Origin of the sequence: Herminiimonas contaminans, from assembly GCF_015645465.1 — a bacterium.
In the GTDB taxonomy this organism is placed as follows: domain Bacteria; phylum Pseudomonadota; class Gammaproteobacteria; order Burkholderiales; family Burkholderiaceae_D; genus Oxalicibacterium; species Oxalicibacterium contaminans.
Genome location: NZ_JADOEL010000023.1, coordinates 1 through 25,108, shown reverse-complemented (window position 1 = coordinate 25,108; position 25,108 = coordinate 1). Strand labels below are relative to the sequence as shown.

At 54.1% G+C, this 25,108-nt stretch carries 24 protein-coding genes and 2 pseudogenes; 1 reads left to right on the top strand and 25 read right to left on the bottom strand.

The features are described from left to right. The 25 genes and pseudogenes from IXC47_RS18460 to IXC47_RS18340 all read right to left on the bottom strand — a co-directional run. Window positions 1-1,035, bottom strand: a pseudogene (locus tag IXC47_RS18460) (hypothetical protein); the annotation flags it as partial. Window positions 1,036-1,038: 3 nt separating this feature from the next. Then, the gene (locus IXC47_RS18455) at window positions 1,039-1,635 is read right to left on the bottom strand and encodes a YmfQ family protein (protein WP_195876650.1); all 597 of its coding nucleotides are present in this window, start codon (window positions 1,633-1,635) and stop codon (window positions 1,039-1,041) included. Between the two features lie 2 nt (window positions 1,636-1,637). Further along, window positions 1,638-2,693: a baseplate J/gp47 family protein gene (locus IXC47_RS18450; protein WP_195876649.1), complete on the bottom strand. Its 1,056-nt coding sequence runs from the start codon at window positions 2,691-2,693 to the stop codon at window positions 1,638-1,640. Further along, complete coding sequence (locus IXC47_RS18445; protein WP_230089654.1) at window positions 2,693-3,154, bottom strand: phage GP46 family protein; 462 nt, start codon at window positions 3,152-3,154, stop codon at window positions 2,693-2,695. Before IXC47_RS18445 ends, IXC47_RS18450 begins: the two co-directional genes overlap by 1 nt. Then, window positions 3,151-3,678 carry a phage baseplate assembly protein domain-containing protein gene (locus tag IXC47_RS18440; protein ID WP_195876648.1) on the bottom strand — a complete coding sequence of 176 codons (528 nt, stop codon included), beginning with the start codon at window positions 3,676-3,678 and terminating at the stop codon, window positions 3,151-3,153. Before IXC47_RS18440 ends, IXC47_RS18445 begins: the two co-directional genes overlap by 4 nt. Then, on the bottom strand, window positions 3,675-4,859 hold the full coding sequence (locus IXC47_RS18435; RefSeq protein ID WP_195876647.1) for a phage baseplate assembly protein: 1,185 nt from the start codon (window positions 4,857-4,859) through the stop codon (window positions 3,675-3,677). Before IXC47_RS18435 ends, IXC47_RS18440 begins: the two co-directional genes overlap by 4 nt. Beyond that, window positions 4,852-6,108 (bottom strand): DNA circularization protein, encoded by a 1,257-nt coding sequence (locus IXC47_RS18430; protein WP_195876646.1) that lies wholly within the window; start codon window positions 6,106-6,108, stop codon window positions 4,852-4,854. Before IXC47_RS18430 ends, IXC47_RS18435 begins: the two co-directional genes overlap by 8 nt. Window positions 6,109-6,249: 141 nt before the next feature. Further along, entirely contained in the window at window positions 6,250-6,588 is a 339-nt protein-coding gene (locus IXC47_RS18425) for a hypothetical protein (protein ID WP_195876645.1), read from the bottom strand. A 43-nt stretch (window positions 6,589-6,631) separates the two neighbouring features. Next, window positions 6,632-8,671 (bottom strand): phage tail tape measure protein, encoded by a 2,040-nt coding sequence (locus IXC47_RS18420; RefSeq protein ID WP_195876644.1) that lies wholly within the window; start codon window positions 8,669-8,671, stop codon window positions 6,632-6,634. Between the two features lie 114 nt (window positions 8,672-8,785). Then, window positions 8,786-9,142: a hypothetical protein gene (locus IXC47_RS18415; RefSeq protein WP_195876643.1), complete on the bottom strand. Its 357-nt coding sequence runs from the start codon at window positions 9,140-9,142 to the stop codon at window positions 8,786-8,788. Between the two features lie 2 nt (window positions 9,143-9,144). After that, the gene (locus IXC47_RS18410; RefSeq protein WP_195876642.1) at window positions 9,145-9,495 is read right to left on the bottom strand and encodes a phage tail tube protein; all 351 of its coding nucleotides are present in this window, start codon (window positions 9,493-9,495) and stop codon (window positions 9,145-9,147) included. A 67-nt stretch (window positions 9,496-9,562) separates the two neighbouring features. Next, a complete protein-coding gene (locus tag IXC47_RS18405; protein ID WP_195876641.1) occupies window positions 9,563-11,041 on the bottom strand; it encodes a phage tail sheath subtilisin-like domain-containing protein in 1,479 nt (492 codons plus the stop codon). 43 nt (window positions 11,042-11,084) lie between these two features. After that, on the bottom strand, window positions 11,085-11,291 hold the full coding sequence (locus IXC47_RS18400) for a DUF2635 domain-containing protein (protein ID WP_195876640.1): 207 nt from the start codon (window positions 11,289-11,291) through the stop codon (window positions 11,085-11,087). Continuing rightward, window positions 11,288-11,887 carry a hypothetical protein gene (locus IXC47_RS18395; protein ID WP_195876639.1) on the bottom strand — a complete coding sequence of 200 codons (600 nt, stop codon included), beginning with the start codon at window positions 11,885-11,887 and terminating at the stop codon, window positions 11,288-11,290. The genes IXC47_RS18400 and IXC47_RS18395 overlap by 4 nt, the downstream gene beginning before the upstream one ends. Then, entirely contained in the window at window positions 11,884-12,366 is a 483-nt protein-coding gene (locus IXC47_RS18390) for an HK97 gp10 family phage protein (RefSeq protein WP_195876638.1), read from the bottom strand. The genes IXC47_RS18395 and IXC47_RS18390 overlap by 4 nt, the downstream gene beginning before the upstream one ends. Next, window positions 12,363-12,998 (bottom strand): phage adaptor protein, encoded by a 636-nt coding sequence (locus tag IXC47_RS18385; RefSeq protein WP_195876637.1) that lies wholly within the window; start codon window positions 12,996-12,998, stop codon window positions 12,363-12,365. Before IXC47_RS18385 ends, IXC47_RS18390 begins: the two co-directional genes overlap by 4 nt. 3 nt (window positions 12,999-13,001) lie before the next feature. Beyond that, on the bottom strand, window positions 13,002-13,346 hold the full coding sequence (locus IXC47_RS18380; protein WP_195876636.1) for a hypothetical protein: 345 nt from the start codon (window positions 13,344-13,346) through the stop codon (window positions 13,002-13,004). A gap of 90 nt (window positions 13,347-13,436) precedes the next feature. After that, window positions 13,437-16,019: a phage protease gene (locus IXC47_RS18375; RefSeq protein ID WP_195876635.1), complete on the bottom strand. Its 2,583-nt coding sequence runs from the start codon at window positions 16,017-16,019 to the stop codon at window positions 13,437-13,439. A 204-nt stretch (window positions 16,020-16,223) separates the two neighbouring features. Then, on the bottom strand, window positions 16,224-16,565 hold the full coding sequence (locus tag IXC47_RS18370) for a hypothetical protein (protein WP_195876634.1): 342 nt from the start codon (window positions 16,563-16,565) through the stop codon (window positions 16,224-16,226). A gap of 131 nt (window positions 16,566-16,696) precedes the next feature. Then, window positions 16,697-18,406, bottom strand: a complete 1,710-nt coding sequence (locus IXC47_RS18365) for a hypothetical protein (RefSeq protein ID WP_195876633.1) — start codon at window positions 18,404-18,406, stop codon at window positions 16,697-16,699. Continuing rightward, window positions 18,406-19,764: a hypothetical protein gene (locus IXC47_RS18360; RefSeq protein ID WP_195876632.1), complete on the bottom strand. Its 1,359-nt coding sequence runs from the start codon at window positions 19,762-19,764 to the stop codon at window positions 18,406-18,408. The genes IXC47_RS18365 and IXC47_RS18360 overlap by 1 nt, the downstream gene beginning before the upstream one ends. Next, window positions 19,751-19,981: a hypothetical protein gene (locus IXC47_RS18355; protein ID WP_195876631.1), complete on the bottom strand. Its 231-nt coding sequence runs from the start codon at window positions 19,979-19,981 to the stop codon at window positions 19,751-19,753. Before IXC47_RS18355 ends, IXC47_RS18360 begins: the two co-directional genes overlap by 14 nt. Beyond that, the gene (locus tag IXC47_RS18350; RefSeq protein ID WP_195876630.1) at window positions 19,978-21,558 is read right to left on the bottom strand and encodes a hypothetical protein; all 1,581 of its coding nucleotides are present in this window, start codon (window positions 21,556-21,558) and stop codon (window positions 19,978-19,980) included. Before IXC47_RS18350 ends, IXC47_RS18355 begins: the two co-directional genes overlap by 4 nt. Next, window positions 21,555-22,532: a hypothetical protein gene (locus IXC47_RS18345; protein ID WP_195876629.1), complete on the bottom strand. Its 978-nt coding sequence runs from the start codon at window positions 22,530-22,532 to the stop codon at window positions 21,555-21,557. The genes IXC47_RS18350 and IXC47_RS18345 overlap by 4 nt, the downstream gene beginning before the upstream one ends. Before the next feature lie 370 nt (window positions 22,533-22,902). Next, window positions 22,903-24,059, bottom strand: a protein-coding gene (locus tag IXC47_RS18340) for an IS3-like element ISHar2 family transposase (protein ID WP_195876628.1) whose coding sequence is annotated in 2 segments (ribosomal slippage) — window positions 22,903-23,807 and window positions 23,807-24,059 — 1,158 coding nt in all. Because the reading frame shifts where the segments join, the coding sequence is not laid out codon by codon here. Window positions 24,060-24,133: 74 nt separating this feature from the next. Between IXC47_RS18340 and IXC47_RS18335 the strand changes: the two are divergent. After that, window positions 24,134-25,108 (top strand): annotated as a pseudogene (locus IXC47_RS18335) (hypothetical protein); the annotation flags it as partial.

Genomic DNA, 25,108 nt, shown 5'->3' with positions numbered 1-25,108 from the left:
TCCGATCTGCCAACTGCCCGAGCTGCCGCCGCCGCCGATGCCCGTCCCCAAAGATCCATTAGGGTCGTGCCAGTGCCCCTGCAGCGTGTCGGCCTTGAAGCTACCCATAGTCCTTGCATTTGCAGTGTCAGCGTCAGTTCCGGTATATCGACGGAACATGTCACGCAAATCAGGGGTACGAAAATAAGTGGCGTCCACGTCTACGAAGTAATGCCCGCCTCGGTTTGCGTCCCAAAAGGCCTGAGTTACGACGCGGCCATTTTCCTGGGCATATGCCCAAACACGGGCATATGCCGCTTTCGGTAATAAACCGCCAATTGCATCAAACTCGCTGGCCAATGGCACCGTGGTGTGTCCATCGACCGCCCGACCGCACAGCGGTGAACGGTAACCGGTGTAGTACGCTGAAGCTGACCAGATCCATACCTCACTGGCCTCTTCCACCGTGATCGCGCCGACATTTGTGTTTGGCAGGGCCAAAATTGACGCGACACGGGTATATCGGGCATCGGCCGCTGCCTGCGACATCGTCTGCGATGGAACGATAGAACGGATGTAAAAGCGATTGGATGCCGGGTCACGGGTTGCAGTGATCATTGCCCCGACCGCGATATCACCCGACGCAAGCGCAGATCCATCGCTCCGAACCAGCGTCAAAGGACCGCCGCCGGCATCCAATGTCGGTGCCGCTATGGTTGACGCATTGACCGCCTTGAACTGCACTTCAATTGATTTAGGCGGATAAACAGTGATCGGCGGATCCAGTTCGACCTTGTACGCATTGGCCACGCCGATATCGATCGAGTAGTCGTCGACCCGGGCCTCAATGATTTTATTGATAGCTTCCAGCAGTTGTGACGAATTTGCTTCGTCCTTGGTTACGCCCGCTGCAGCTTGAACATTCATGATTTCGTCAATCATGCTATTGAACGTAAACAGATCAATGATCGATGCCGGCAACACGCCAGGAATGCCATTGGTGAATCGACCTCCCGAAAGATCGAGCTCGGCCGCTCTGCTGATTGGATAATCCATGGTCTACTCTCCGTAATGAAAAAAGGCTTGTGTGTGAGATGGCTTGAGCTTGCGGATTCGACACTCAAGGACAGGGCTGGCAGATTGATAAAACCGCACGCCAAAGCGATCAAGAAAACGGGCTGGTACCGGACCAGGCGCATGCAGATTCAGCTGCCACACGTTGCGCCAGCGTCGGTCATGAAAACGTGCCGTACCGAATCGGGCGCGGCCGAAACGAGCGACAGGAAACTCCGTAACGGTCGCGCCGGCGTATCCCAGCGCATTGGCAACGGAAATGAAATATTCAGCACTAGCACCACCGGTAGCAGTGATCTTTGAATGAACGGCCGCGCGCCTTTCAGATTCCGTGCCCTGCTCGATCACACATTCATCCGGCAAGCCTGCGAACTTTTCCCATTCATTGAGCAGCTGCGAAGTGCTGCGCGGATCAAGCTCTCGGGTCAGCAGCAAAAGGGTTGCGTGGACCGATACCGCCATGCGACCAAAGGCGTTGTACAACTTGCGCCACAGGCTTTTTTTGGATGTTGGCCAGGCGAGGCCTGTCGGCTGCAGCTGCTGATAGACCGAGGCGTAATCCTCTTTGCTGAATGGGTCCATGGCTACTCCCACTCAATTCCGCCGAAGACAGCAATTTCATTGATCGCACAAACGACAGGTGCGTCAGGCATCGACATGATGTGATCTGTCTCGCCCTGGGCAAGCGATATGGCTTCGTCAAAATGGGAAAGAGGTGTGGTCCCGGCAAGAACCGCTTCGCGCTTCAGCAAGTCGCGCAATTCTGATTCGATAGCCGCCTTCACTGGCACAGTGTTTGGGAATGCCTTGATCTTGAAGTTGACCACTTTGGGCGCAGGGGCGTACACACCGACACTTGCGGCTACCGGTTTGCGGCCTGGTGCCCGGATGTGCGCGTCGACAGCTGCAACTTCTGCAGCATCCGGAATGATGCTTACATCGTCGTCCCTCACAAAGTAGATCTGGACCGTGTCAACACCGTCCAGGCCGCCGTATACCCACACCCGGGTAACACCTGGCACTTCCATTGCCCAACCCTTGTAGTCCTCGTCATTACCACCGTGCCCGGGGTTCTGTACTTTCTGGACGAAACGGCGATAAAGCGACTCAGGGGACTCGGCCTCTGCACCGCCGACAATACCGCCGGTGCCAACAATCGCCTCGTCATTGACGCCATCGATCGTCGTAACGGAGGTCATCTTGAGTCCGGCTGCCAGGTTGCCGGCAAGCCCTGGCAATAGCGCTTCCACGGTAACGGTCGCCGTTCCCGCTACCAGGGTGACTTCTGTCAAAGTCACATACTCCCGGCCGTCGTCCGTCTGCAGCTCGGTACCGGCAAGCACGACACGATCGGAATTACCGGTAAAAATTATCGGCCCCTTAGCGTATGTAGCCGCCAATGGGTATACGCCCCAAACCGATGCCCATTGCCGCAACAAGAACCCCATTGACCAGGGCAGGCATTGAGATAGAAATTCTTTGACGAACTGCAACATGCCGTGAGTGAACATCGCCTGTACCTTGGCGATAATGTTCAAATTGCTACGGCGCAAACGCGCATTTGTGCCTGGCAGCTCAGCCTCAATAACCACTTCCGCCTTGTCACGCAGTGTGCGCAGGTCGTCGATATCCATCGCCATTAGGTATTGCTCCAAAATTTGTCAAACTGAAACCGCGCTACCGGCTGATCCGGACGATGAATTGCGATGTCCATCCGGCGCACGCCCATCGATGGATTGCTGGTGACTACATCCACTCGGGACGCGATCTGATCCGTGACTAACCAGGCAAGGGCGTCCTCCGCGTATTGACGATCTGTAGTCAGCACTGACTGCAGCTGCTTGGCCGATTCGTTCAGCCAAAGCAGGGATCCGAGCTGATCGCCATCGATTTCGCTGAGGTCGTCGCCCACCCAGCCACGGCGATCGGTACTCCCCTGATCTGCATTCGGCAGAACGTCGTCGACACGTGCACGCTTGTCGGTAAAAAGGGAAAGCAGGACAGCCGTAGTCAAGCCGTCGTCGTCCTGCAGCAAGAGGCCATCCAGCGCCAGATCCATGCCGTCGCTGAAATTGATGTAAGTAGTAGCCAGGTCAGTCATTCCATCACCTCGCTGGGACCACCTGTATTGCCGCCGGCATCGTTCTCGTGATGCACGTGCGCGTTGTATTTCTCACGCATGCGTTGCATCGAAACGGAATTCGAATTGCAGTTGTCGATGATCTGGCCGGTACATTTCAGAAACGGTGCATCAACCAATACTTCGGTGTCTGCTTTGATGACAATGGAACCGTCAGCTTTGAGGTGGACATGCTTTCCAAGGTGGTCATACAAAGCGGCCTCGCCGCTTTCCAACAGATCAAGCTGGTATCGACGATCATCAACACAAAAAACGTATGTCAGATCACGGATTCCATTGCCGGACAGGTTCACCCCCTCGGCCCCTGGTAAAGGTCGGGAGCGGAAACCGTACTGCTGGAACATCTCGACTTCCTTTGGCTCTCCGTCCAGCAATTTGACTTGAACAGTGACGACGTCTTTCAGTAGCGAAACGACGGCGCGACCTGCCAGCAATCGGATTTTGTTGCGCAGAGGCTCCAACAGTCGTGCAAGATCGTCGCTCATCGGAACGGCCCTCCCAGTTGACCGTCGCGAAAGTCGATGATTGAGCCGCTTGGCCCACCTCCCTTTGCCCGATTGCGGGATTGATACTTGTCCTTGTCGACACTGGAATCCTCCAGCCCGTTGGTGCCACGGATCCGACTGCCCAATCTGGTGGCCTTGATGCCGTCCAGGATTTCAAATGCCGACGGATGCACAACTTTTAGATGGGTAAAGCTTCCTTCGCGCTCGTCTGTTGCATAACCACAGCGTGCAATGAGCAGATCCTGGTCGATCCCCAGGCGATGAGTTTGTACAGAGACAATGGTATTAGGGCGCCAGAGTGAGCCATCCTTCTGGGTCCAACCCTGAACAACGATATTTGCGATAGTGCTGCGGCCGCGGCGTACATTGCGCTCCCACTCGGCGCGCTGCTTAAAGGTCGGGGAGGACCCGTGCTGCTCAGCAATGACAATCAAAGGACGATACCGGTTGATTACATCATCCTTGGCCGACGCCACACCGTGGGCCACCTTGGCGCCGAACGTGGTTGCATCACCCTTACCCTGGCCCTTAACTGTGATCTCGCTGTATCGCTCTTTCCAGCTGTGTTCCAGCTCCGCGTCGATGATGTTCTCGCCTTCGACCAGGCTATCCGTCGCCCTGGTCGTTCCAGCTCGAGTCAATCTCAGCTTGCCCGTGCCATCGGTCGTGACCAGCATTCCCCGCATGCGCGCAGCGCGGTCAATAGTCGCGAACGCTCGTTCTCCCATTTCGATGTTAAAGCTATCGAATGCAGCGCCCACGTCACCATCGACAATGACCTCAATACCAAAAGGCTGACAGATATCGCGTGCTATCCGATCCGCTTTGACACGCTTCCATTGGCCTGATTTATGGACCGCCGAGCAGTCAATCAGATCCATCGTCTTATCCCGACCGACTATCCGTATCCCGTGAGCCTGCTTGGAAATACGCGGCCTTGCTGTGTCCACGTAACCATTCATTACTTGCTGACCAGCGATCAGGATTTGACATGCATTGCCTGGATAAATCGGCCAGGATTGTTGCTCTTGCTGCCACCGATCCATGGTCGATAGATCGAATGCACCTGATGCCTGTTCAATGCCTACTTCTACGCGTGCGGATTTCCAACCGCTGTAGAAGTACCCATCAATCAAGAGTTCGATACGTTGCTCAGACAAGGCGCACCTCCAATGGGGTTGCGCCAGGCATAAACAGCGGATGAAGTAGATTCCCTGGCTGTTGGTTGCGGCTCACGATCTCGTCTGCGTACTCACCAGTACCGTACAGGCGGTAAGAAAGCACCCGCGCCGGCACAGATCCTGGATTGACCAAGGTCGACAGCCGCGCAAGATTCGCGCCCCGAGTGGTGATATCCCGTACCACTGCGACCTGTAGATCCTGCAGCGATTGATAGACGCTATCCGATGCATCGAGCATCAGAGTATCCAGCGCGTCATACAGCTGATCGCGCACTTCGTTTGCTTCTTGTACGCTTTCGAATGGGATATAGATTGACGACCGCGCGGCTTCGACAACAGCAGTACGGGCTATCAGCGCAAATACCGCCTCTTGATTCAATGCTTGCTGCGCACGGACCGGTGTACTCGGCGCAATGGTCGGACGCGCGAACGCGCTGGACGGCTGCCCATAATCACTGAGAGGCAATAGATTTGTCAGCGGCCGGCTGGATCCTCTCGGGTTACCAAAGATCTGAATCTGTGCGGCATTGAAATCAAACAGATCAACCATGCCACGGATCTGTACCGACAACTCGGTAGCGAATGCGTTTGGCATTGCCACCAGGTCGATGATGTTGGCTTTCAGCTCATTGCCGGCACGGATCAGCGCCGAGAGCGGCGCGAGATTGAATTGCAATGAATTCCGAATATTGGCGATCACGTCTGTGATCTGCCCTACTTCGCCAATGATCGAATCAACGGACCACGACGGCATTCCGTCAATCGAGAAGACATTGCTGAAATCACCGAACATCGGGCCATAGCAGCCATCGGCGGCACCGACGACTTTCTGCTGCGTGTCGATCCTGGTCGAAGGCTGCGCCGCGTCCCCGGCTTCGACAAATGCCAATGTGAAAGTGACACGGCCACGAGACGTGATGAAGTTTTCTCGCATCCGTGCTTTGTTGACCAGGGAAACCTGCAACGTGCCAAAACTCGGATGAATCAGCGTGCCTGGTCCCTCTTGTGTCAGCGCCTCGATCAGCCGCTTTTTCCCCTCAAGGTAGTCGTCGCCAATAATGAAGCCTTCGATAACGAAGTCCGTTGTTGCACGCCCCATGTCTTCAGGATAGGGAGTGTTCCGCGCAACGAATTCGTGCACGACCGTACGCCGGCCGACGGCAGTTTCGGCCTCGACGACTTTAAACGGTACGCCTCGGAAGGAGGCCGGCAGGAATTGGTAGGTCAAGGTCAGCTCAAATCGCACTATTAAGTGCGACTGAGTTTCGACCTTTGGTCAATGCAATGGCAGGGGGGGAATTGTTAGATCGGCGTACGACAGGCAATAAAAAAGCCCTGTATCAACAGGGCTCATTTTGTCGGTGGATTATCACCTCTTGTAGATCCGGCGCACCAGCTCATCGGCTTTACCATGGGCTGCTATCTTCTCAGTCTGGCTCAATCGGTCACAGTACAAGGTCGCATTGTTTGTGTCGGTTACGTCTACCCTAGGGCTTCCCGATTTCAATATCACCAAATACCAGGCACACCCGGCCACAGGGTTCAGGTTTTCGCCTTTCATGGGCGCGACAAATGAATATGCCAGGTTACGCTGTGCCTGGTAATCACCGCGCATGGCTGGCTTTTCCAGGTCCTTCTGGCTTTGAGCAAGGGCCGGCAGCGCAAACAGCACCGCCAGGATCAATGTGGCTTTTTTCATTTCAGGCAAAAAATACCCCATAAGGTGGGGGCTTCTGTGACGACATGATATATCAATGCGTCATCATTGGGCCGGTATCCATCCGGACATTTGATCCTGTTGTCTTGACGCTACTTACTTGAGGGTTTCCCATACTGTCAAAAGCCACGCCCAGCTGGATTTTTGCCTCTATCGGGTTAAATTTGATCGACTCCTGCAGCGCCCGGCTAACCTTGCCGGAATCCGCGTCAGCCCCATCGTCTTTGACGTAGCTGTCAAACAGCCAACCTTTTTGCCTGCGCATCCCCTTGGCCTTCATATCCTCGTCCATCTGCGCATTCAGTGCATCCCGATCTGGAGTCGATTCAGCGCGCGAATCACCCGACAGCATCAGCGCTAAGCCGACGCCTCCGGCCAGGACTGGCAGTCTCCCCATCTTGCCCTTGCCACCTGGCAGATCCCCAGCTCCAGGCAGACTTCCAGCGGCACCCACAGCACCCAAAGCAACCGATGCTGCAGCGGCGTTTTTGGTTAGCAGCGCCATGACTATCGACGCGGCCCCCGTCCCTGCAGCCAGGGTTCCGATCGCAATCTTCCCGCCCTCAATCGAAGTACTCAAACCGGGATACTCCCGCGCGATCTTGCTCGTCCACTCCCAGTAAGTCGTCAGCGTCGGTACCAGCTTCTGCATTACCTCGTTCTGTGCATTCAGCTGGTCGTTCATGGATTGCTGACGAACAAATGCAGGCGTGGTCGATATAACCGAGAAGTTGGCGGCGGTGGTGCCATCAGAATTGGCCAGGACATCGTCAACCTGGTTTTTATAGGCAGTGCCTTGCTTCTTGAACCCAAGGAATGCGGTACGCGCCTGACGATCCTGGAGAACCTTACCAATTGCGGTGCCTTCGGCAAGCAACAATTGCTTTTCCAGAATGTCGGCCTGTTCATTGGTCGATGTTGAGGTTTTACGTTTGGCTTCCAATGCCACGTAATGCTTGTCTTTGCTCATCACTGTGTCGATCAGCTTCGCAAATGCTGTAATCGGATCAATGCCTTGCCCTGCCGCGGCTTGCAGGCTGCCAGTCAGATTGATTCCTTGTTTTTTGAAGTCCTGCTGGGTGTCCGAGCTATTGATCTTCGACAGCAGGTTTGAGACGTTATTGCCTGCAATATCGGTACTACCTGCAGTAGTGATTGAGGCCTGATTCAAGGCCAGCAATTGGGCGAATCCCTTCTCGCCTTTCATACCAATAGATGCCGCCTCAGCCATTTGTGCCGGCAACCACTTGGCCATGTCCTTGAGCTCGAAACCGCCCAGGTTCCCCGACTTGATGGCCATATCAATGACATGTGGCAGATCCGTCGCTGCAAAACCAAAGTTCTGCTTGGATCGTATACCGATGTCCGCGATCTGTTCCGGCGTGGCTCCGGATGCCGATGCTGCGCGCATAATCGCTGGCAGCATGGTTTTAGCTTCGTCGTTACTAACCGCACCGGATCCCACCAATTTCTGGAATGTGTCAAGCGCTTCTTCCCGGGTACCGCCACCAGCTCGGGTCGCTCCCAGGATCACTTTGTCCAGCTCCGATTTTCCGGCAATACGTTCAGCTACCGGCTTGCCGGCATAGGCCACGTTCGCCATATGTGCCAAGCGAGTATCGTAGTCCAGCATCCGGTCGACATGCGGCGCTATCACCATCTTGCCAGCCTGGAAGCCCACTACGGCGGCACCCGCGACCTTTGCCCCGGTCGCGACCTTACTCAGCACTCTCTCCAGCTTGGTCGCTTCGTCAGTCGTCTCACGCAAGCCACGTGTACTACGCTTGGCCATGCGATCAACCCCGTCTGAAAGGCGATCGACAGAAGTAGTTAGCTTTTCAATGACTGGTGGGAGTTTGCTGAAATCCTGGTACACGGTCTGGGCGCCGTGATTGTTACCAAGTTTGTCTACTCTTGAATTCAATGCATCGATCGATGCGCCGACCTGCTGCACGATCTTTGGCAGCCCGGCAAATTCTTTGCCGAAGGTGCCCGTGAATTGCTGGACCTCCTTCAGCGCTTTCTGATAATCAACGACGATCCGTACACCGATATCATCCTTTTCGTTACTCATCGGGATCGCCTTCTCTTGTCAGTTCCTGCAGATAAAATTTAAACCGTGAACGCGGGAGAGCAAGAATCTCCGCTTCAGACCACCCTGTCTTAACGCCGATCAGCAGCACCGCCCTTAAGCGGTCGCTGTTGTCGACGACAGATCTTCCCCCAGGATTGCCACTTTCTGTAATCCATCACGCAGTGCGTGGAAGTCGGAAGGGTCTGCCAGATCGTGAATCATCGACACGACAAACGGCCCTTCAAATTCAGCAACGTATGCCGCCTCTTCACCTGTACCTTCAAAGCGCCCCACGCTTACCAGCTGTAACGTGATCAGCTCTGCAGAATAATTCAACGGTGTTGCGGTCGAAGCTTCCAGTTCAGCCTGCAACATGTCCTTAGTCGTCATCTGCCGCAACTCGAAAGCCATGTGAGTTTTTTTACCTACTTTCAGGCCTTTTTTCAGTTTTCCTTTGAATGTAAGTGACATGGTTACATTTCCTCTACATTGCCGTAGAACGTTGCCGAGATCTTGCCGCCGGAAATTTCCCGCGCAGTGCCGCACTTGGCATTACGCATGATGTAGTTCAGCCCGTTATTACCCTGGGCAATGATGGTGCCGTTTTTCATTTGCTGCACCGGGCGCAATTTAAACCCTTCGGTCGCCAGCAAGGTCGTTTTTATCATGCCCGGGTTCAGTTTTTCGGTGGTGTGCACTCGACCATCTTCGTCCAGGACTGGCTCATTATCCGCACCACCGATATCAATGGTGGTGCTACGTTCTTCAGTGGCATATTTCTTGCCATCAAAGGTCATTTTCAATCGTGCTAACAGGTCAGACATATCGCTCTCCAGTAGATGCTATTTCGCTCGGTTAGATCTGGTTCAATGAACCAGATCTGCTGGCGTATTAGTTGATAAATTCAATCATGGTCGCCATCACATCAAACTGATTAACCAGGTTAGGTGCCATCACAGCATTCATCTGGTTCACATTGGCGATCGAGCGCAACATAATCAGTGTTTCCTTGAAGCTCTCTGTCTGTTCAACCTGGCCGGTATATTCCAGGTCTTTGTAGAGACCGAACGCTTCACCACGCAGGACTGACGGTGAGACCATCGGTTGTCCTGGAGCAAAGTCGGTATCGTCGTCGCAGATTTTGAAATCCGGATAGCGTTGCGCAATCAGTGCATCCCAGCGGAAGCGGAAGTAATCGGCACCCCATTTGCTATTGATCTTGAAATAGGACTTAGTTGGCATGCCGAAAGAATTGGTTTTGTACGTGGTGCAGACCATCTCGATCATTACCTCTCCGCCTGCGCCATATTTGAAAGTTGAGATACCTTTCTTCAACAGTGCATTGTGTTCGGCAAGGGTTCCACGATCACGCTCTGCAGGAGCGGGAATGCCAGTCAACACCATGCCGTGATACGGGCGAGCCGGATCAGATGCACCACGCATCGAAACCAGTCCAGCCGCGCGCGCAGCCAAGCGGTACGGAGCCACCATATTTCCCTCGCGCCAGAACACCGTCGAATTGATGTTATTGCGGTTATCACCATAAGTCGTCAGGGATCCGAACGAGCCAGAGACACAGGCAAACAAGTGCGACTCCTGCTTGACCATCGGGCCATAGCGAACATCAAAATCTGCTTCGGCAGCGGCTATGTTCGCGGAGTCGGTCCAAGGCATCACCAGGCGAATGCGATCGCTGCCGGAGATAGCGGCTAACAAAGGAGCGACATCCGGATTACCACTACCGCCATTCATCGCAGTGATCGTTACTCCGACGCCGGAAGGCATCGATTCACCATAATTTGCCGCAAAGCGTACATCCAGATCATTGCCGCACTCACCCTTGTGGCGTGCGACCAAGGCAACACTGCCGGCTGTAGGGGCAACCGGTACCGACATCGGCAAGTCGACCGCAGCGTTAATCTGAATGGCGACGTTCGCAGCAATCATTGCTGCAGTGTCTCCCTGGCTCACCCCGACCTGAATACGATTGCCGTCGATGTACATCGGGATCGTTCCGGCTGCGGTAGCAGGGCCGGTAAAAGACAGAGTGCCAGTTGCTGCAGCACCAGCTGGAAGGTCGATAACTGGAACCATAGTCATCTGGGCGTATGGATTAGCCCGCTTTGCTTCAATGGCGATGTGATGCAGCATGGAGCCACGCCCTGCCAATTTCGCTACCTGATCAGGATTTTGGACGACCACTTCAACGCCAGGCAAAGCTGTACCAGCTGCCAGTTTCTGCCCAACCAGAACGATTTTGTGTGGAAGCCCTGGTGCAGTCGCGTCTGCACGGACGCCAGAGATTTCTGTGGCTTGATATGGGACCCGGATATCGTCAGGGATCTCGCGGAAGCTAACGTTGTCGCTCATGGCATTGCCTTTCTAAATGATTGATGGAAATGGCCGAAGCCAATTACTTGGTGTCGTTCTTGGAGGTCGACTTGGCGGCTTTCCCCTCCGGCTGCGCACCAACTTCGGTCATCGTGATATCACCGTCTGCCAGGCGGCGATACCAGTAAGACACTGCCGCTACATCCTTGCCATCCTGGGGAAGATCACCATTCCCGTCTGGCAAAGGGATGATTTTTTGATCCACTGGGGTTACATATACGCGTTTCATGGTGAGTTCCTTGGTAAGTCAGTTTTCGATTGCAAATCAGGTTTGGAGCTGGAAAAATCAGGCGGCTCCTTCAGCCATTTCCTATGTTCGTCTGCGGATTGATGTGGCTGGCCAATGTCGATCGCGGCGTCAAAGGTAAGAAACTCGGCAAGTTTGTATATCGCCTCGTCCTCAGTCAGCTCTTCAGTAGCGTCATAAGGACCTACCTCCAGCATCATCGATACCCAGCCGTATGGCACCTCCAGCTGTGACGACTGGTCCATACTCTTGATCTGCATGTCAGGGCCCCGCAGCTGCCGCTGCAGCAGCACGCGCACCTGGCGCCCCATCAGTGACTCTGCGCGCTCGACGTCGACCCCTTCAGACTTCTCAGGCAGTTCGATCTGTCCCACCACCAGCATCGACATGGTTTGAAATGTTGAGTCGCCCGTTGGCAAGCCTTTCGCCAGGACCGTAAACACGCCCTTCTTCAGATCCGCTACAGAGCGATCAGAGAAGTCTTTCAGCGATCGGGTAACGATCCGATCCGGATAAGCGGCCGCAAGTGCGGTTTTGAAGCTCTCCAGGATGACTTCTTCATGTCCGACTGTGTTCATGCTGGAAACGCCTCCCTGATCCCTGTATGGACGCCGTCATGCAGCAAAACCATCACCCGGCCGTGCATCGCCTCCCGAGTGCGGTCGACGAAAGGATTAGCTTTGGTACCGTGAGCAGCAATGAAGCGCTGCAGGCCACGTGCACGCGCATACAACTCCTTCCCATCGCTAACCCGCTTGGTTAAGCGTAGCCATTGCATGAGTGGCTGCAATGGCGCTTGATGGGGAGCCGTACCATTGTTTACCCATGCGGCATATTTACTACCCGGGCGCACGGTGTAATCTGCGATACCGTTCTTTTTGACGGCCACACTGTTAGTCAGGATCGTGAATGCTTTCGGCGCCTGCTTTTTCTCTTCCCGCCCGAATTCCTGGGCACCACGCTGCACGAACCGATCAAGAGTACGGGCAAAGCTGACGACCGCCCTGCGGCCTTTCGCCTGCAGCTGAGTACTAGTGATGACGATTGAAGTACTCATGCTGCCAGCCCTTCAATTTTCATTTCCCATTCAGCAAGCAGTTTTTCGCACCAGGCTGACGGGGTCATATTTTTTGGTGCCGAGTTCAAGCCGTCGCGCATCTGAACCGGCTTTTTAATGTTTCGATTGACCAGCTCACGCATCGCTTCTGCCTGGGCACGAAGCAAGAGCAGGAATCGATCGCCTGCGTCAATGGTGGTTTTGTTTGCATCCTCATCGATAACGTGACGCCCCAGGTAGTAGTAGCGATAGTCGCTGCCCAATACATTCACCTGGTGATGTGTCGGAGCTGGAACCAGGTGCAGCATGCGTGCGCCGGAAACTTCGACAATTTGAACTCGAGGTAATTGGCCAGGCCAGGTTTTCTCCCATGGCTTGGTTCGAACCTGTGGTGCCACACCCCACAAGGGCGACTTAAAAAGGTAAAGATCGGCGGGTACCGGGTATTGCGACACATCCGCGGTTACCACGAAGGATCCAAGCTGCGTGCGGGGCCGGTGTCGGTTGAAATCCTGGGCAGCTGCATCGAGCAGCCGCCCCATGTCTTCAGCATTGACAAATACCTCAGCTGCGTCGTTCAAGGCGATCTTGAGCGACGCAGCCAGGTCAGCACGGGACATGGTACCGGCCATGAATTACTGCTCCAGTGCTGCGCGGCGCAGATCTTCAGCGGCAAAGGCTGTTTCCAGACCTTTGCGCGGCGCTTCTTTGCTGGTTTCCAATGCCTTGACATGCGCATACTCTTCTGCCGTCAGGTTTGGCAACGCTTCAGTGACCTTTGCAACGGTACCGCCGAGCAGTACAGCCATTGGGTCATCTTCTTCTTCCTCGGCTGCGACTTGATCGCCAACGGTCGGGCGCAGATAAACCGGTACCTCGCTCAATGGGAAAACGCGAGTTTCACCAGGCAAGACGACCGCCGAACCGACATACTTCGGAGAGTCGCCAGTATTTTCAATCGCGATAGTTTCTTCGTTCATTTCATTTCCTTGGTTTGCTTTACCGAAAAGCCCTCCCGCAAAATTACGAGAGGGCTTTGCTAGTACGGGCTTGTTATCGTTCGCCGGTGATCAGGAAGCGCGATTAACGCGCGCGCTGGATGAGTAGAGTGCGACGGAAGTTGTCGCACCCTTCAGAAGTGCCGGGGTCAGCAAAGCAATGAACTGAGTGCCGTATGCTTCCTTTTGACCCGTGAAGTTGCCACCGCTGTCGCGTGCGTTCTCCAGCTCTTCCATTGCCCATGGTTTCAACATGCGGAAACGAGTGTTTGCGCGCTGTCCGATTACCAGGCGTTGGTCGCCCATCATCAGACCCGGGGCCGAAGATTTGAAACCAGGTACGTCCTTGATCTTGCCCAGGTTGCCATCAGCGGACAGATCTGTGCCGTTACGCTTGTTGTTTGCGCCGAACTGGCTGGCTTGTTCGATCATCGTGCGAACGGTGCCGGACATCAAAGAATAGTTCGCCGAGAAATAGCGCTGACTTTCGATCACGTCTTTACGCAGCCCAAAGCGGTACAGGAAATCATCCCATTTCGCCGGTGCAGCCAGTGAGCCCAGGTCCGTATCAAAGCGCAACGCATTGGTTGCCTTGCTGTATGCAACAGTGATGGCGGTTGCATTGGCTGGCAGCACGGGTGCACCCGCTTCCGATACAAAGCGAATCTCGCCCAGGTTGTAATCCAGCACGTAATAAGTGCCAGCTGGCTGAGTACCGGAACCGTCAAACTCTGACTTGGCCGAGCCTGCATACATCACCACAATCGGATTGAGCGTAGCGCCTTGCTGTGCACCTTTCAGGTCGAATACCTTGCGAGGACGAACGACAGGGAAGTTTGCCAGGACAAACACTGCATTGGTGCCGTTCACACCGGTCAGCGCTTCAGCTGCCACAGAGATCGCGCCGTATTCATCATTGGAGTTCAGTACTTCGTCGAAGATCAGCTTTTCGGTGTCTTCGGCAATGATGCGCGTCGCGTTGCGCATGTTTTCAATGACGATATCAAAGTCCGACAGCTGGCCATTTGCTGCCAGCAAGCGCAGTTCGTCAGAAACGCGGAACGAGAGCTTTTGAGGGATAGGGCGTGTTTCTTCGAAGGTCTGGATAATGCCGGAACGACGGATACCCTGGGCTTCATAGCTGCGAGTATTGCCGCGTCCTGCCGCACTGGTATCCCGATAGCTGTATGGCAGCTGCAGGGTGGCGCTAAAGCCAGCGGTACCGACATCGACAAACTGCAAGCCGATAATGGAATACAGCGCTTCACGAATCACCGTACGTTCAAAAATGGCCGGCACGCTGACATCGGATACTGACCCGGTACCGGCTGCAAGCTGTTTGTGTTCCGCGGCCAGTCGGGCGCCGTGAATCGCATCGAACTGCGCCAGGACTTTGTCAGCCAGTTCCTTATTGGCACGTTGCAGCTGACCACCGGTATTCACATAGCGCTGCGCATCGTCCATGCCTTCGAAGCCCAGGCGTTTGTCGACTTGGGCCTGCAGGGATTTAACCTGATTGCTGGAATCAACGGTGATATGCACGTTGCCAACCGCACCTGGGTAGCCCAGGGCTGTCAGTTGACGGGCCACTACCAGCTCGTTACCGTTTTTGATCTGCAAATCTGCCAGGCGACGGACGTTTTCTTCAGTCATGTCGGCGGTGATCAAGTCTGACACGGTGTCGGTCAGGGATTTCTTCATGACATCGTCAAAACCTGTTGCTGCACCGATGGTGTCTGCCAGCAGCTTGACGTTTGCCGCTTTCTTTTCTGCCAGTTGCTTCGCTGTTGTAGCAGCTAATTGGTTTTGCTCGGCCATCAAAGCGATGACTGCTTCTTGAGTCAAACCAGGCGCTGCGGCGGCTGGAGCCGGAGCATTGATTGACAAGGTCACGACTTTGTCGCCGATTTCTTCAGCCAGTTTGATACCCGATTGTTCAAACGAATCGAGTAGCGTTTGAGCTTGGGAGGCATCGGAAAGGTGAATGACAGATTTTTCTGCCGCTTCCATGAGTGCTGCGATTACGGGAGCTGCAAGCTTTTTCGCTTCCAGCTTGGCTTTTAATTTCGCGAGTGCATCTTTATGCATGGTGTCTAGCTCCTGAAGTAGTGTGGTTTGGAGTGAAGGGTGCAGAAGAACAGCGATGCCGTCTTCGTCTGATACTGATAATTGGACTGGATCGAGACGCTTGATAACGGGACGCACGCACAAGCCGGCACCTAGCATCACGCATCCGTGATCGGCGCCCTTTTCGTTGTCTTTCCAGCTTTCGTGGTACTCCAGGGAGAGATAGCGATATCCCTTATTTTTGATCGCGTCGACTCCAAACGGAGTCCACTCGCAAAATGCACGTAAACGTTCGCCTTCCACGGTCAGCTTCAACACTTTGGCTGCAGCGCCATCGTTTGGACGGTGGGCGACGTCAATAAATACGTCCTGCCCAAACACACCCTTGTTGAAGTTGTTGACCATAGCCAGCAGCATGGCACCGGTTATTGCAAACGTTCCGTATCGCGGATCGGTAAATGAACCGGTCCGCGTCAATGTCACCCAGGAGGTCGGTTTGTCTTCCTCCAGATTCACATGGAGGCCAGAGAGGAATCGCACTGCTCCGGTATGTTCTGCCGACAATTTGATATGACGTGGTTTGTGCATCGCTTTCGCCCTAAATAAAAAGTGCACGCTGCCACCTGTCGTGAAGGGAGGCATCCAGGGAACCTGGCAGCGTGCAGCAAACTTTGCTGACTCAGACCTCAGTGTCGTCGTCCCGTCAATACATTGGGAGGGGGGGAATTGTTATGAATCGTGCGGACGAAAAAAAACCCGCATGTGCGGGCTTTATGCATGTTGATGCTGGTTCTATCGGCGCCTTGAATTGAATGGCGTTTCCGGTTGCGTTTCATCTACCAGGGTGATCAGCCAGGATTGCGCAAAACTGGTGGTCACACCGTCTTTCGTTTTGCGTTCAAATCCTTTAACTGTAAAGCGGTTCTCGTTCCACCACACAATCTGTGGGTCGTAAAGTAAGTACCTGGCTTCCATGACTTCCGTGGTGAACTCGGCAATCTTCAGCACGCGGTTAAATCCATTCTCCAGCGTGTCAGTGATTTTAAACACGCCAGTAGACGTGTATTGGAACTTCCACTCATTCCTGGGGATTTCAATGCCGTCAACGAATAACTGGAGAAGCTGGTATTTCATAGGCAAGCCATCAAGCCGAATTCTGCCAGGCGATCACTGATCGTCAGGATCCGCGATCTCTTCTACCTCACCGCGCGCCACTCGGCGCGCCAGCTCGTCAGCCGACAAGGGCTTGCGAATTGGCGCATTTTCTAAATCAAACCCGTCCACTTTTTCAGACTGATTTTCTTTGCGGTCACTTGTTTTATCAATTGTTGCCATGAACGGCTACCCTCAGTTAAGTCAAAACTACATTCGATACTGTATCCCTCTTCCCGCCAGAATGCACGGCCGGCTTCGGTTTTGACGAGCTCCAGCAGGTCCGTCGCCCCTTTCAGCCCGTCCGGCAGAAGCTCAAGGATGTCTTTGGGCAACTTGGCATTCGCCCCATACTGTGGCCAGGTGTGGTACCCGTTCATACCTTGCCCCCTGGCCGCAAAGATCTCGATGCTCTCAAAGCCCAGTTCCTTGGCCTGCAGCGCCTGGGTCGTAAAAATCCTGAGTCCCAGCCCGCGAGGTGCCTTTTTATGATTCAGCATCAGCAGATCATTGGAAAGTGCCATCCCGCCGCCTTCCGTGCGTATAAACGATCGCTTTGAATCGTGAGCGTAAAACGGGTGGGATATACGCAACGTCGGACCATCCCCATATGGATCCATTTTTATCTTGGCGCCATCTGGTGCACCGGTCAGAGATGCAATTTGCGTTTCAGTAAGCCTGTTCCCCTTGATCCGCAGCTCCGGCACGCCATCCGGAAAGGTCACGCGCTGATTGAAGTGCCGCCGGCTTACGGTGTCTCGATAGTCTTCCTGCCATCCTATGCGGCGGCGTACATCACCCCATCTTGAGCGCACCATGCCTTTGGTCAGCTTGCCTGCTTCAAACGCTTCATTCTTGTTTGCGCCGAGTATCCCTTTCCGGTCCTTGCTGGGGACTTTCTCCAGAAACTCGATGACCGTCTGCTTACCCTGGCGATCAGCGGCAGACACTTCGTCACGATAAACGATGACCTCAAAACTCAGGGTGTTGGGATGCGCTGGCAAAGGACTACGACCATGCGGATAAACCCCGGCACCTAGGCCAAAAAGATTGGCCCGAGCGTGCATGTCACAGATATCGACACGGGGATGCCGTGGCGACAGCAGGAACCTGGTCCCGACCGACGCCGGATCCGCCGCTGCCCCTTGCTGGTAAGCCCTGGTGTGCGATCGATTGATTTCCGTACGCATAACGCGCATAGCGTTATCGACCGGCGTCCCCTTCCCAGTCAGCAAATGGGTTTCCACGGTTTTACCGATCTCTGTCGCCGTGGCTGCTTTCTGTGCCAGCCCGATCTCTGCCGGCACAGGGATCCCGCGCGCGAGAAAATCCGAGGCTGCCTGCGAAGCGCCCTGGCCCCGCATGACAGAATTGCGCACTGATTGCTCGACAATTTCCTGCGCGTGGCGGTCAATGCGCCATATCCGGTCAGACAGTTTTAGCTTGTCAGTGCCAGCAAAGTCCCTCACATACTGGACCGCCTCGCTGCGCACTTCCTGCAGGGTTGCCGGCGGCACGGTTGTCACAAATGGCGTCGTGCCGATTTCAGCCGCCTTGGTCAATCCCTGGTCAAGCATATGATTCCGCTCCGCAGACACATTTTCCAGCCTGGAGCGGATCTGCATCAGGATCAGGCCCATATTGCTAATCCCGATCATGCCGGCACTACCGGCCACGGCGATTAGCGCCTGGCGTATGTCCTCCATGGCGACACCATACAGATCCTGTAATTTCCTCAGCGTTGAGCGATCGAGCTCGGCCAGGGCTTTCTGGCCCTTCTGAGAGGCCCGTTTGACCGCTTCCTGTTCTGGTGTGAGCGCCATTACCGATTTTTAATAGATAAGGCTGAGCCACCCTTGCGGGCATTGCCCGGGGTGATTTTGATCCGTGTCTCTCCTGACGGGTCGCTTTCGGTGTCGTCCGGATACGGGTCGACGCGATCTGCGGCATTTTTCCGACGCTGCAAGATGTATTGCGGTTCAAAGCCCAGCTCTTCCCACAAAACATCCTCCGGAATGCCCAGCGCCTGCAGTTTAAGTGCACGGTCAGCCGCTTGGCTCGGTGTTTCGGTCCGGCGTTCAGCAAAGCAAATCTCGCAATCTACGTCTTCTGGATTGATCCCCTTGAGCAGTAAATCCAGATTGAAAGCTTGCTGGTAACCGAATGACAAAGTGTCCTGGAGCACGTCGATTTCATCAAAATGGTCGCGTTTGAGATCTTCCAGGATGTCACGCGTCAGCCCTTCCGTATAACCGGCGAGGCCTTTAGGCATAGGGGAACCGGAGAAGAAACAATCCAGCAGCAATGCAATATCACCAATTTGGTCAAGAGCGGCATCGCCCTGGATAGGCGTTACGGATCCCTTCTTGTTTGAAAAATAATCAGTCGTTATTTCATGCTGACCACTGGTGACCTTGTTTTCATAGTTGTCTAGCTCTGGCTGGGTTGCCCCCTCCAGTACGTGCGACAGTCTCAACGGCGCACGCACGCGACGACGGATGACCAGATCCTCTTCAGTCATCAGCAACTTTTTCCAGGTGGATCGGTTTGCATCAAGAAAAGGACGTCCCATTGACCCGAGGTCGTCAAAATTGTCCGGATCAAATCTGATCATTTGCAGCTGCCACAGCGCATAAGTTGCCGCTACCTGGCCAGTAATAAGATCCTGCTGCCGGTATGCCTTGCTTAGATCCTTGAAGCGGCCGGTGTCATCAACCTGGGGCACGATCGTTTCCGACGGCATACGCACCATCGAACACACATTACGGTCAGCATCGAGCACGAGCTGCAGCGGCAGGCTCCCTTCCATGATCAGGCCGCGCGCGTCGCTCTTCAATTTTTCCGGCCGGCCAAGTTGAGTGCGTCGCTTGAATGACTTCCACGCGTCCTCGACCCGTTTGTCCGGTTTCCCCTGCAACATCACCAGGCCACCCTTAATGACATCTCGGGCCACCCGGCTGTGGATCATCTTGACGCGACCATCTGTACGATCCATCTCGCGCACATCCAGGATCGTCTGACGGACTTCATGATCTACCCAGAATTCGCGATACATATCGCGATATCTATCCTCGGGCCGGGTCCGCAAGCCCTTTTCAGTCGTCAACGGCGGGGCAGAATCTGCCAAAGCAGCGGGCTTTTTACCGCTGAATAGCACTTTCAAACGCTCACTTATTTTCATTTTCTTCTTTCTCTGTAAACGAAACGCTGCGCCAGCCGTCAATCATCCCCAGTTCCTGCAGCTGCTTGATCATGGGTATCAATTCCGGCTGGTGGGCGTGTATGTCGTCACGTGCCTGTCGTGCCTTATCAAGCTCGGCCGGCGACAATTGCCTCAGTGGTTTGGGTTGCGCGACTGGTCGGGGCGGCGGCGCCTGCTGGACAAATGGCTTTTTCATGCGGCACGCCCCATTCCCAGCAGCTGCTCACGTGTTTGGGTACGGCCGCTGATGATCGTCGGAATATGGTCCGCACCGCGTGTGTTCAGGGACCAAACGCCAGCACATGCCGCATCGAATAAGTCATCCCCGATCTTGATATCAACCTGCTTGTAGCTGGGATAGCTACTGGTCTTATTTGCCACCTGTTTGATATTGCCGAGCTGGCGCACAAACACTTGCCAGTCCTTGTCGCCATCCGACTCGCTGTCTTCGTCAAACTCGGGAATAGCCGCATAACGGTTATGCATCGCTGCGCGTAAAGCTGACGCCATACTGTGCTTCACCATGCCCTCGAATCGGATAGGCGCAAAGGCCCACTCTGGCCATGCGCTGGCATTGCTTTCGCCGTCAGCGATGGTGCGACGGTCGATCTCGGTCAGACCCTTGGCAAACAGATCATCATTGACTGAAGTGAGCATGCCGACGCCATACGCATCGCCCAGACCGGAATCAGGCTGAAAATAGCGCCACAGCTCTACCAGCTCCCGGCGCACCACGTTGTCATCGGTCCCCGCTGGCCAAGTTTTGACGTAGGGGAAAAACACGTAATTGCCTAGCTGCTCACACACCACTAATGCCGACTTTGAAGCCGAAAGACTTTCACCATGACCGGTGTGGTCATAGCCGAATGCCAAATGCCCCCGTTTCTTGTAGCGCTGCCCCGGCAAGGGCCCAGCACGGACCAGCTGGGCCTGGATGCCGATAGACATGGCCAGCCTGATGTATTTTTCCCAAATATGGTTCTGCGCCTGGACGTTTTTGCACAAGTACTGCCGGATGTATTCGGCGCTGGGCATCTCTTTACGCTTTTGGTCGATGTATCCCATGTCCAAGATGCCCAGCTCCAATGCCAGGTAGACATTGACCGTAGGCAAAACATGATAGCCACCTGAGTCGATCAGGCCGGACAGCGTATCCGCACCTTTGAAAACGCCGGTGATGCGAATCTGAGGTTTGAAGATGGTGCCCTCTGGTGCGCCCAGGCGCTGCGTGCCGGCAAGCATTGGGAACAGCCTGGAATAAAGCCTCTCGACTGGCATATCGTCAATTTCTTCCAGCGATGCATATGACAAGCCATCACCATCAATCTGCGACATGATCCCGTATGCCTGGGCACGACTTTTATTGTAAAACTGGTACTTGGTATCTGACTTCTGCACGCGGCCACTTTTGTGCGCCATGTAACCGGTCAACATCGGCGATCGGTCGATCGCTTCAAGGTGGTACTTGAGGTTTGCCTGGGACTGTTGTTGACGTGGCGAAAAAATGCCGAGCTCCTGGTGCGAATTACAAGCCAAAGTCTTCAGCGCGTGCATTTCCTTGGCAGAGGTCTTGCGGCCACGACGGCATGAATAGTCGACCGTATTGGGGTGCTCATCCATCTCTATCTGCTTGAGGATCTGCATCGGGTCCAGATCCACCGAGTGCACATGTTTGTGCCACATGGCGTGATCGTCTTTGTAACGCAGGATCTCAGTCTCGGCCACACTGGCCACCTGGATACGCTGCGACGATGAAATACGTTCGCCGCTCATTTTTCTATCGCCACAACATCTATGTAATCACCGACGCCGTTCTCCTGATTGTGTTCCAGCAGTATTGGATCCTCAGAAGTAAGCTTGTTAGAACGGCTAACTTTGTCCTTCAGGTCACGCAGCGCCTGCAGCTGCTGCCGCTTGTATTCGTCGTCAGTGATGGTCGGTACCGCGCTGCGCGATATCTGACCAGGCATCATGTCTTCGGCCTCGATCACCTTGTTTGTCATCCCCATATCCGCCAGGGACATATTGTTTTTGGTCAGAAAATCGGACAACGGTTTCAGCAATGGATGCGCTGACACATCCATCAGAGTGACTTTGTCGCCGACCTCATTAACGTATTCACCCAGGCAGAGCTTGCCCCGTTCATCGAAGTGAAAAACCGGCCGCTGCACCTTCACCCCATCGGCAACGATCGTAATAATGATTTGCTGCAGGATTGAGTAGATCGAGGCCTGGAGTTCCGAATACATGTCCATCAATAGACCAGGCTTCTTCTGCTGGAATGCCGCCTGGTGCATCATGAAATTCTGTGTCTGTTTGACGCAAGCCGGCTGGGCGCTACACCAGCCACGATCCACGTCACAAGTGGAACAAAGTGCATAACCGTCTGGCTTGGCAGGAAAATACGTCGCCACCTTGGCATTTACCCCGTGCTTCATGGCATTGAACCGGGTGCGCAGGCTCTCGTCCTTGGTCGGATGGCCTTCCAAATTCGCTGCAGCTGCTGCTTTTCCCTCATCCGTTTTTGGTCCGGTCGCACTCTGCCAAGCTTTCAGCAAGGCTCGTTCATAGGGCGCCTGGCCACATTCTTCGCCACAAACGCCGCAACGCGCCCGGTAACGGTACGGGTGCACTGGATCCTCGGGATCAGGATCGATATGCTCCGGCGCCGCTTTGAACGTGTTGTGACGGGGACACTTGAAAGTGACCTCGCTAAGTTGTTTTCGGTGGTCTTGTTTCGGGGTCACGGAGAAAGACGCAAGTGTTAGGACTTGGCCAGTCTCCAGATTTAGTCAATACAACGGGAGGGGGGGAATTGTTAGATTTCCCAGAGAGCGCTATGATTAGGCCGCACGCCGTTCACATAGGTATTTTGGCAATGCGACTGCCAGTTTTACGGGTGATTTGGTTCGTAGTAAGGAATGTTCGGGGAGCCACAGAATATGAAAGCCCTTACGTGAAAACGTAAGGGCTTTTTCTATTCCAATTGGGCTTTAGATCACAATCGACGAACACAATATCTGCATTCTTCAAACTATTCGCTTCACAACCTTCCTTCCGACTCATCTAGGACTTTGACAATAAGAATGGCCTGTCCCCAAACTGAAAGACACCGCATTAAGCTAATTGAGCTTGCTGTTCAAAGTCAATTGGGCTGACATAACCCAACGTTGAATGTCTTCGAACCGGATTGTAGAAACGTTCGATGTAGTCAAACACTTCTGCCCTGATGTCGTCTCGCGTGCGGAACATCTTTCTGGATAAGCGCTCTGTCTTCAATGAAGAGAAGAAGCTCTCCATGGCCGAGTTGTCCCACACATTACCCGCACGACTCATGCTGCACGTCACACCCAATTCAAGCAATAGCCGCTGAAACTGCTCACTCGTATATTGACTTCCACGGTCAGAATGATGCATCACGGATTCCGGCTTACCACGTCGCCATACAGCCATCATTAATGCATCGGCGACGAGTTGTGCATTCATCTCAGCCTTCATCGACCAGCCAATGACACGCCTGGAATAGAGGTCTAGTACAACAGCGAGGTAAAGCCACCCTTCGGCTGACCAGATGTAGGTGAAGTCAGCGACCCATTTCCGGTTCGGTGCACTAGCGTCAAATTGCCGGTCGAGCACGTTGGCTGCAATACCGATGACTGGGCGCTCACCTCGGTCAATCGGCAAGCTGCGCCGGCGAGGTCGAGCCCGTAACGCTTGAGCCTGCATCAGCCGTTCGACGCGATGCAGGCCGCAACGATAGCCACTTGCCAACAGGTCGTGCCAGACACGACGTGCGCCATAGGTGCGGTCACTTTGAATAAAACTGTGATGAACGGCGCGACCGAGTTGCTCGTTCTCCGTGCGACGTTTGCACGGCGTACGCGTGAGCCATGCATAAAAACCACTGCGCGAGACGCCGAGTGTGTCGCAGGTCAGTGCCACCGGCCAGATTCCTCGGTGCTTCGCCACGAATCCAAATTTCACATCGATTCCCTGGCGAAGTAGGCGGCGGCTTTTTTTAAAATGTCGCGCTCCATCTTCAGTTTGGCGACTTCTTTGCGCAACCTTGCTATCTCAAGTTGCTCTGGTTTGAGTTGACCATGCCCGGGAAAGGCATGCGATGCATCTTCCGATACGGCATGAACCCATTTGCGCAATACGTTCTCGTGCACATTGAGGTCTTTGGCGGCCTGCACGATTGAAACACCTCGTTCTTTAACTAGCCTAACCGCCTCTACCTTGAACTCCTTGCTGAACTGTCTACGATTTGCCATTTACTTCCTCCTGATTGATTAAAACACCTTATCTTGGTGTCTTTCAAGTCAGGGACAGACCAGAAAGCCCGAGCATGAACAGACAAGAGTATTTAAACCAGCCTGATGTGAACAAATTCATAAATTGGCTAGCTACACAACTACCCACTCTGCCCATGCATTTTGTGTTCTCCAAGAGCCCCAAATATGTACCGAATGGAATCAACACTCAGCTCATCGGAATTAGTGCAGCACAATCGCAATACCAGTGGGGAGGTGATTGGGATAGCGTCAGCAAAGTGCTGACCACCTTGAGAGAACAAATAAATGACGCGGTACGGAGTGGAGACGATCAACTGACCTACAACGTCAGCCGAGCCATTCTTCGTTGGGGTGGCGTGGACAATCGACCGACAATCGATTTTCTAGACAATCTGAGATCTCAAAATAAATTAGCCGCCTATTTCTTGCAGGTTGAATCACTGCTGCGATTAGATTCGGCCAACCGTTTATCTGACATTACATCGCTGTCCGTGCCTGCATTCAACTCAGGTCTCACCAAAATTCATGCACTTTTAGACAAAACTGGCTCCCCTATTTATGATGGCCGAGTGGGCGCAGCAATTTCAACGCTATATCACCTCTACAGAATCGATCTAGAAAGCTCGAGTGAATCCGTACCCGCAGACCATAGCCGCTTTGCTTTCGACGAAGGGCAAGGCTGCCAAGTCCGTGATCCCAAACTACTTGGTGCTCAATTCAAAGGCACCCCAAAACTTAATCGCAAAAAACCCATGGAGTGGGCTCGTCGTCAGCTTCAATTGGGTTGGATTATGAGAGAAGTACTTGAGCGAGCTCCCGAACTTTTTGGCCATGTCAAAGAGATCTCCGAAAGATGCCATCATTTCGAAGCTGGACTCTTCATGATGGGATATGACTTGAGTGAACCGCCCCGGAAATTGTGGAGGCTTCTTTATCTGAGAGAATGGAGCCATGAAGAAAGCAAACAAGTTTTCCCCCGAGGTGCGCGAGCGCGCAGTACGGATGGTGCAGGAACACCGCGGTGCGTA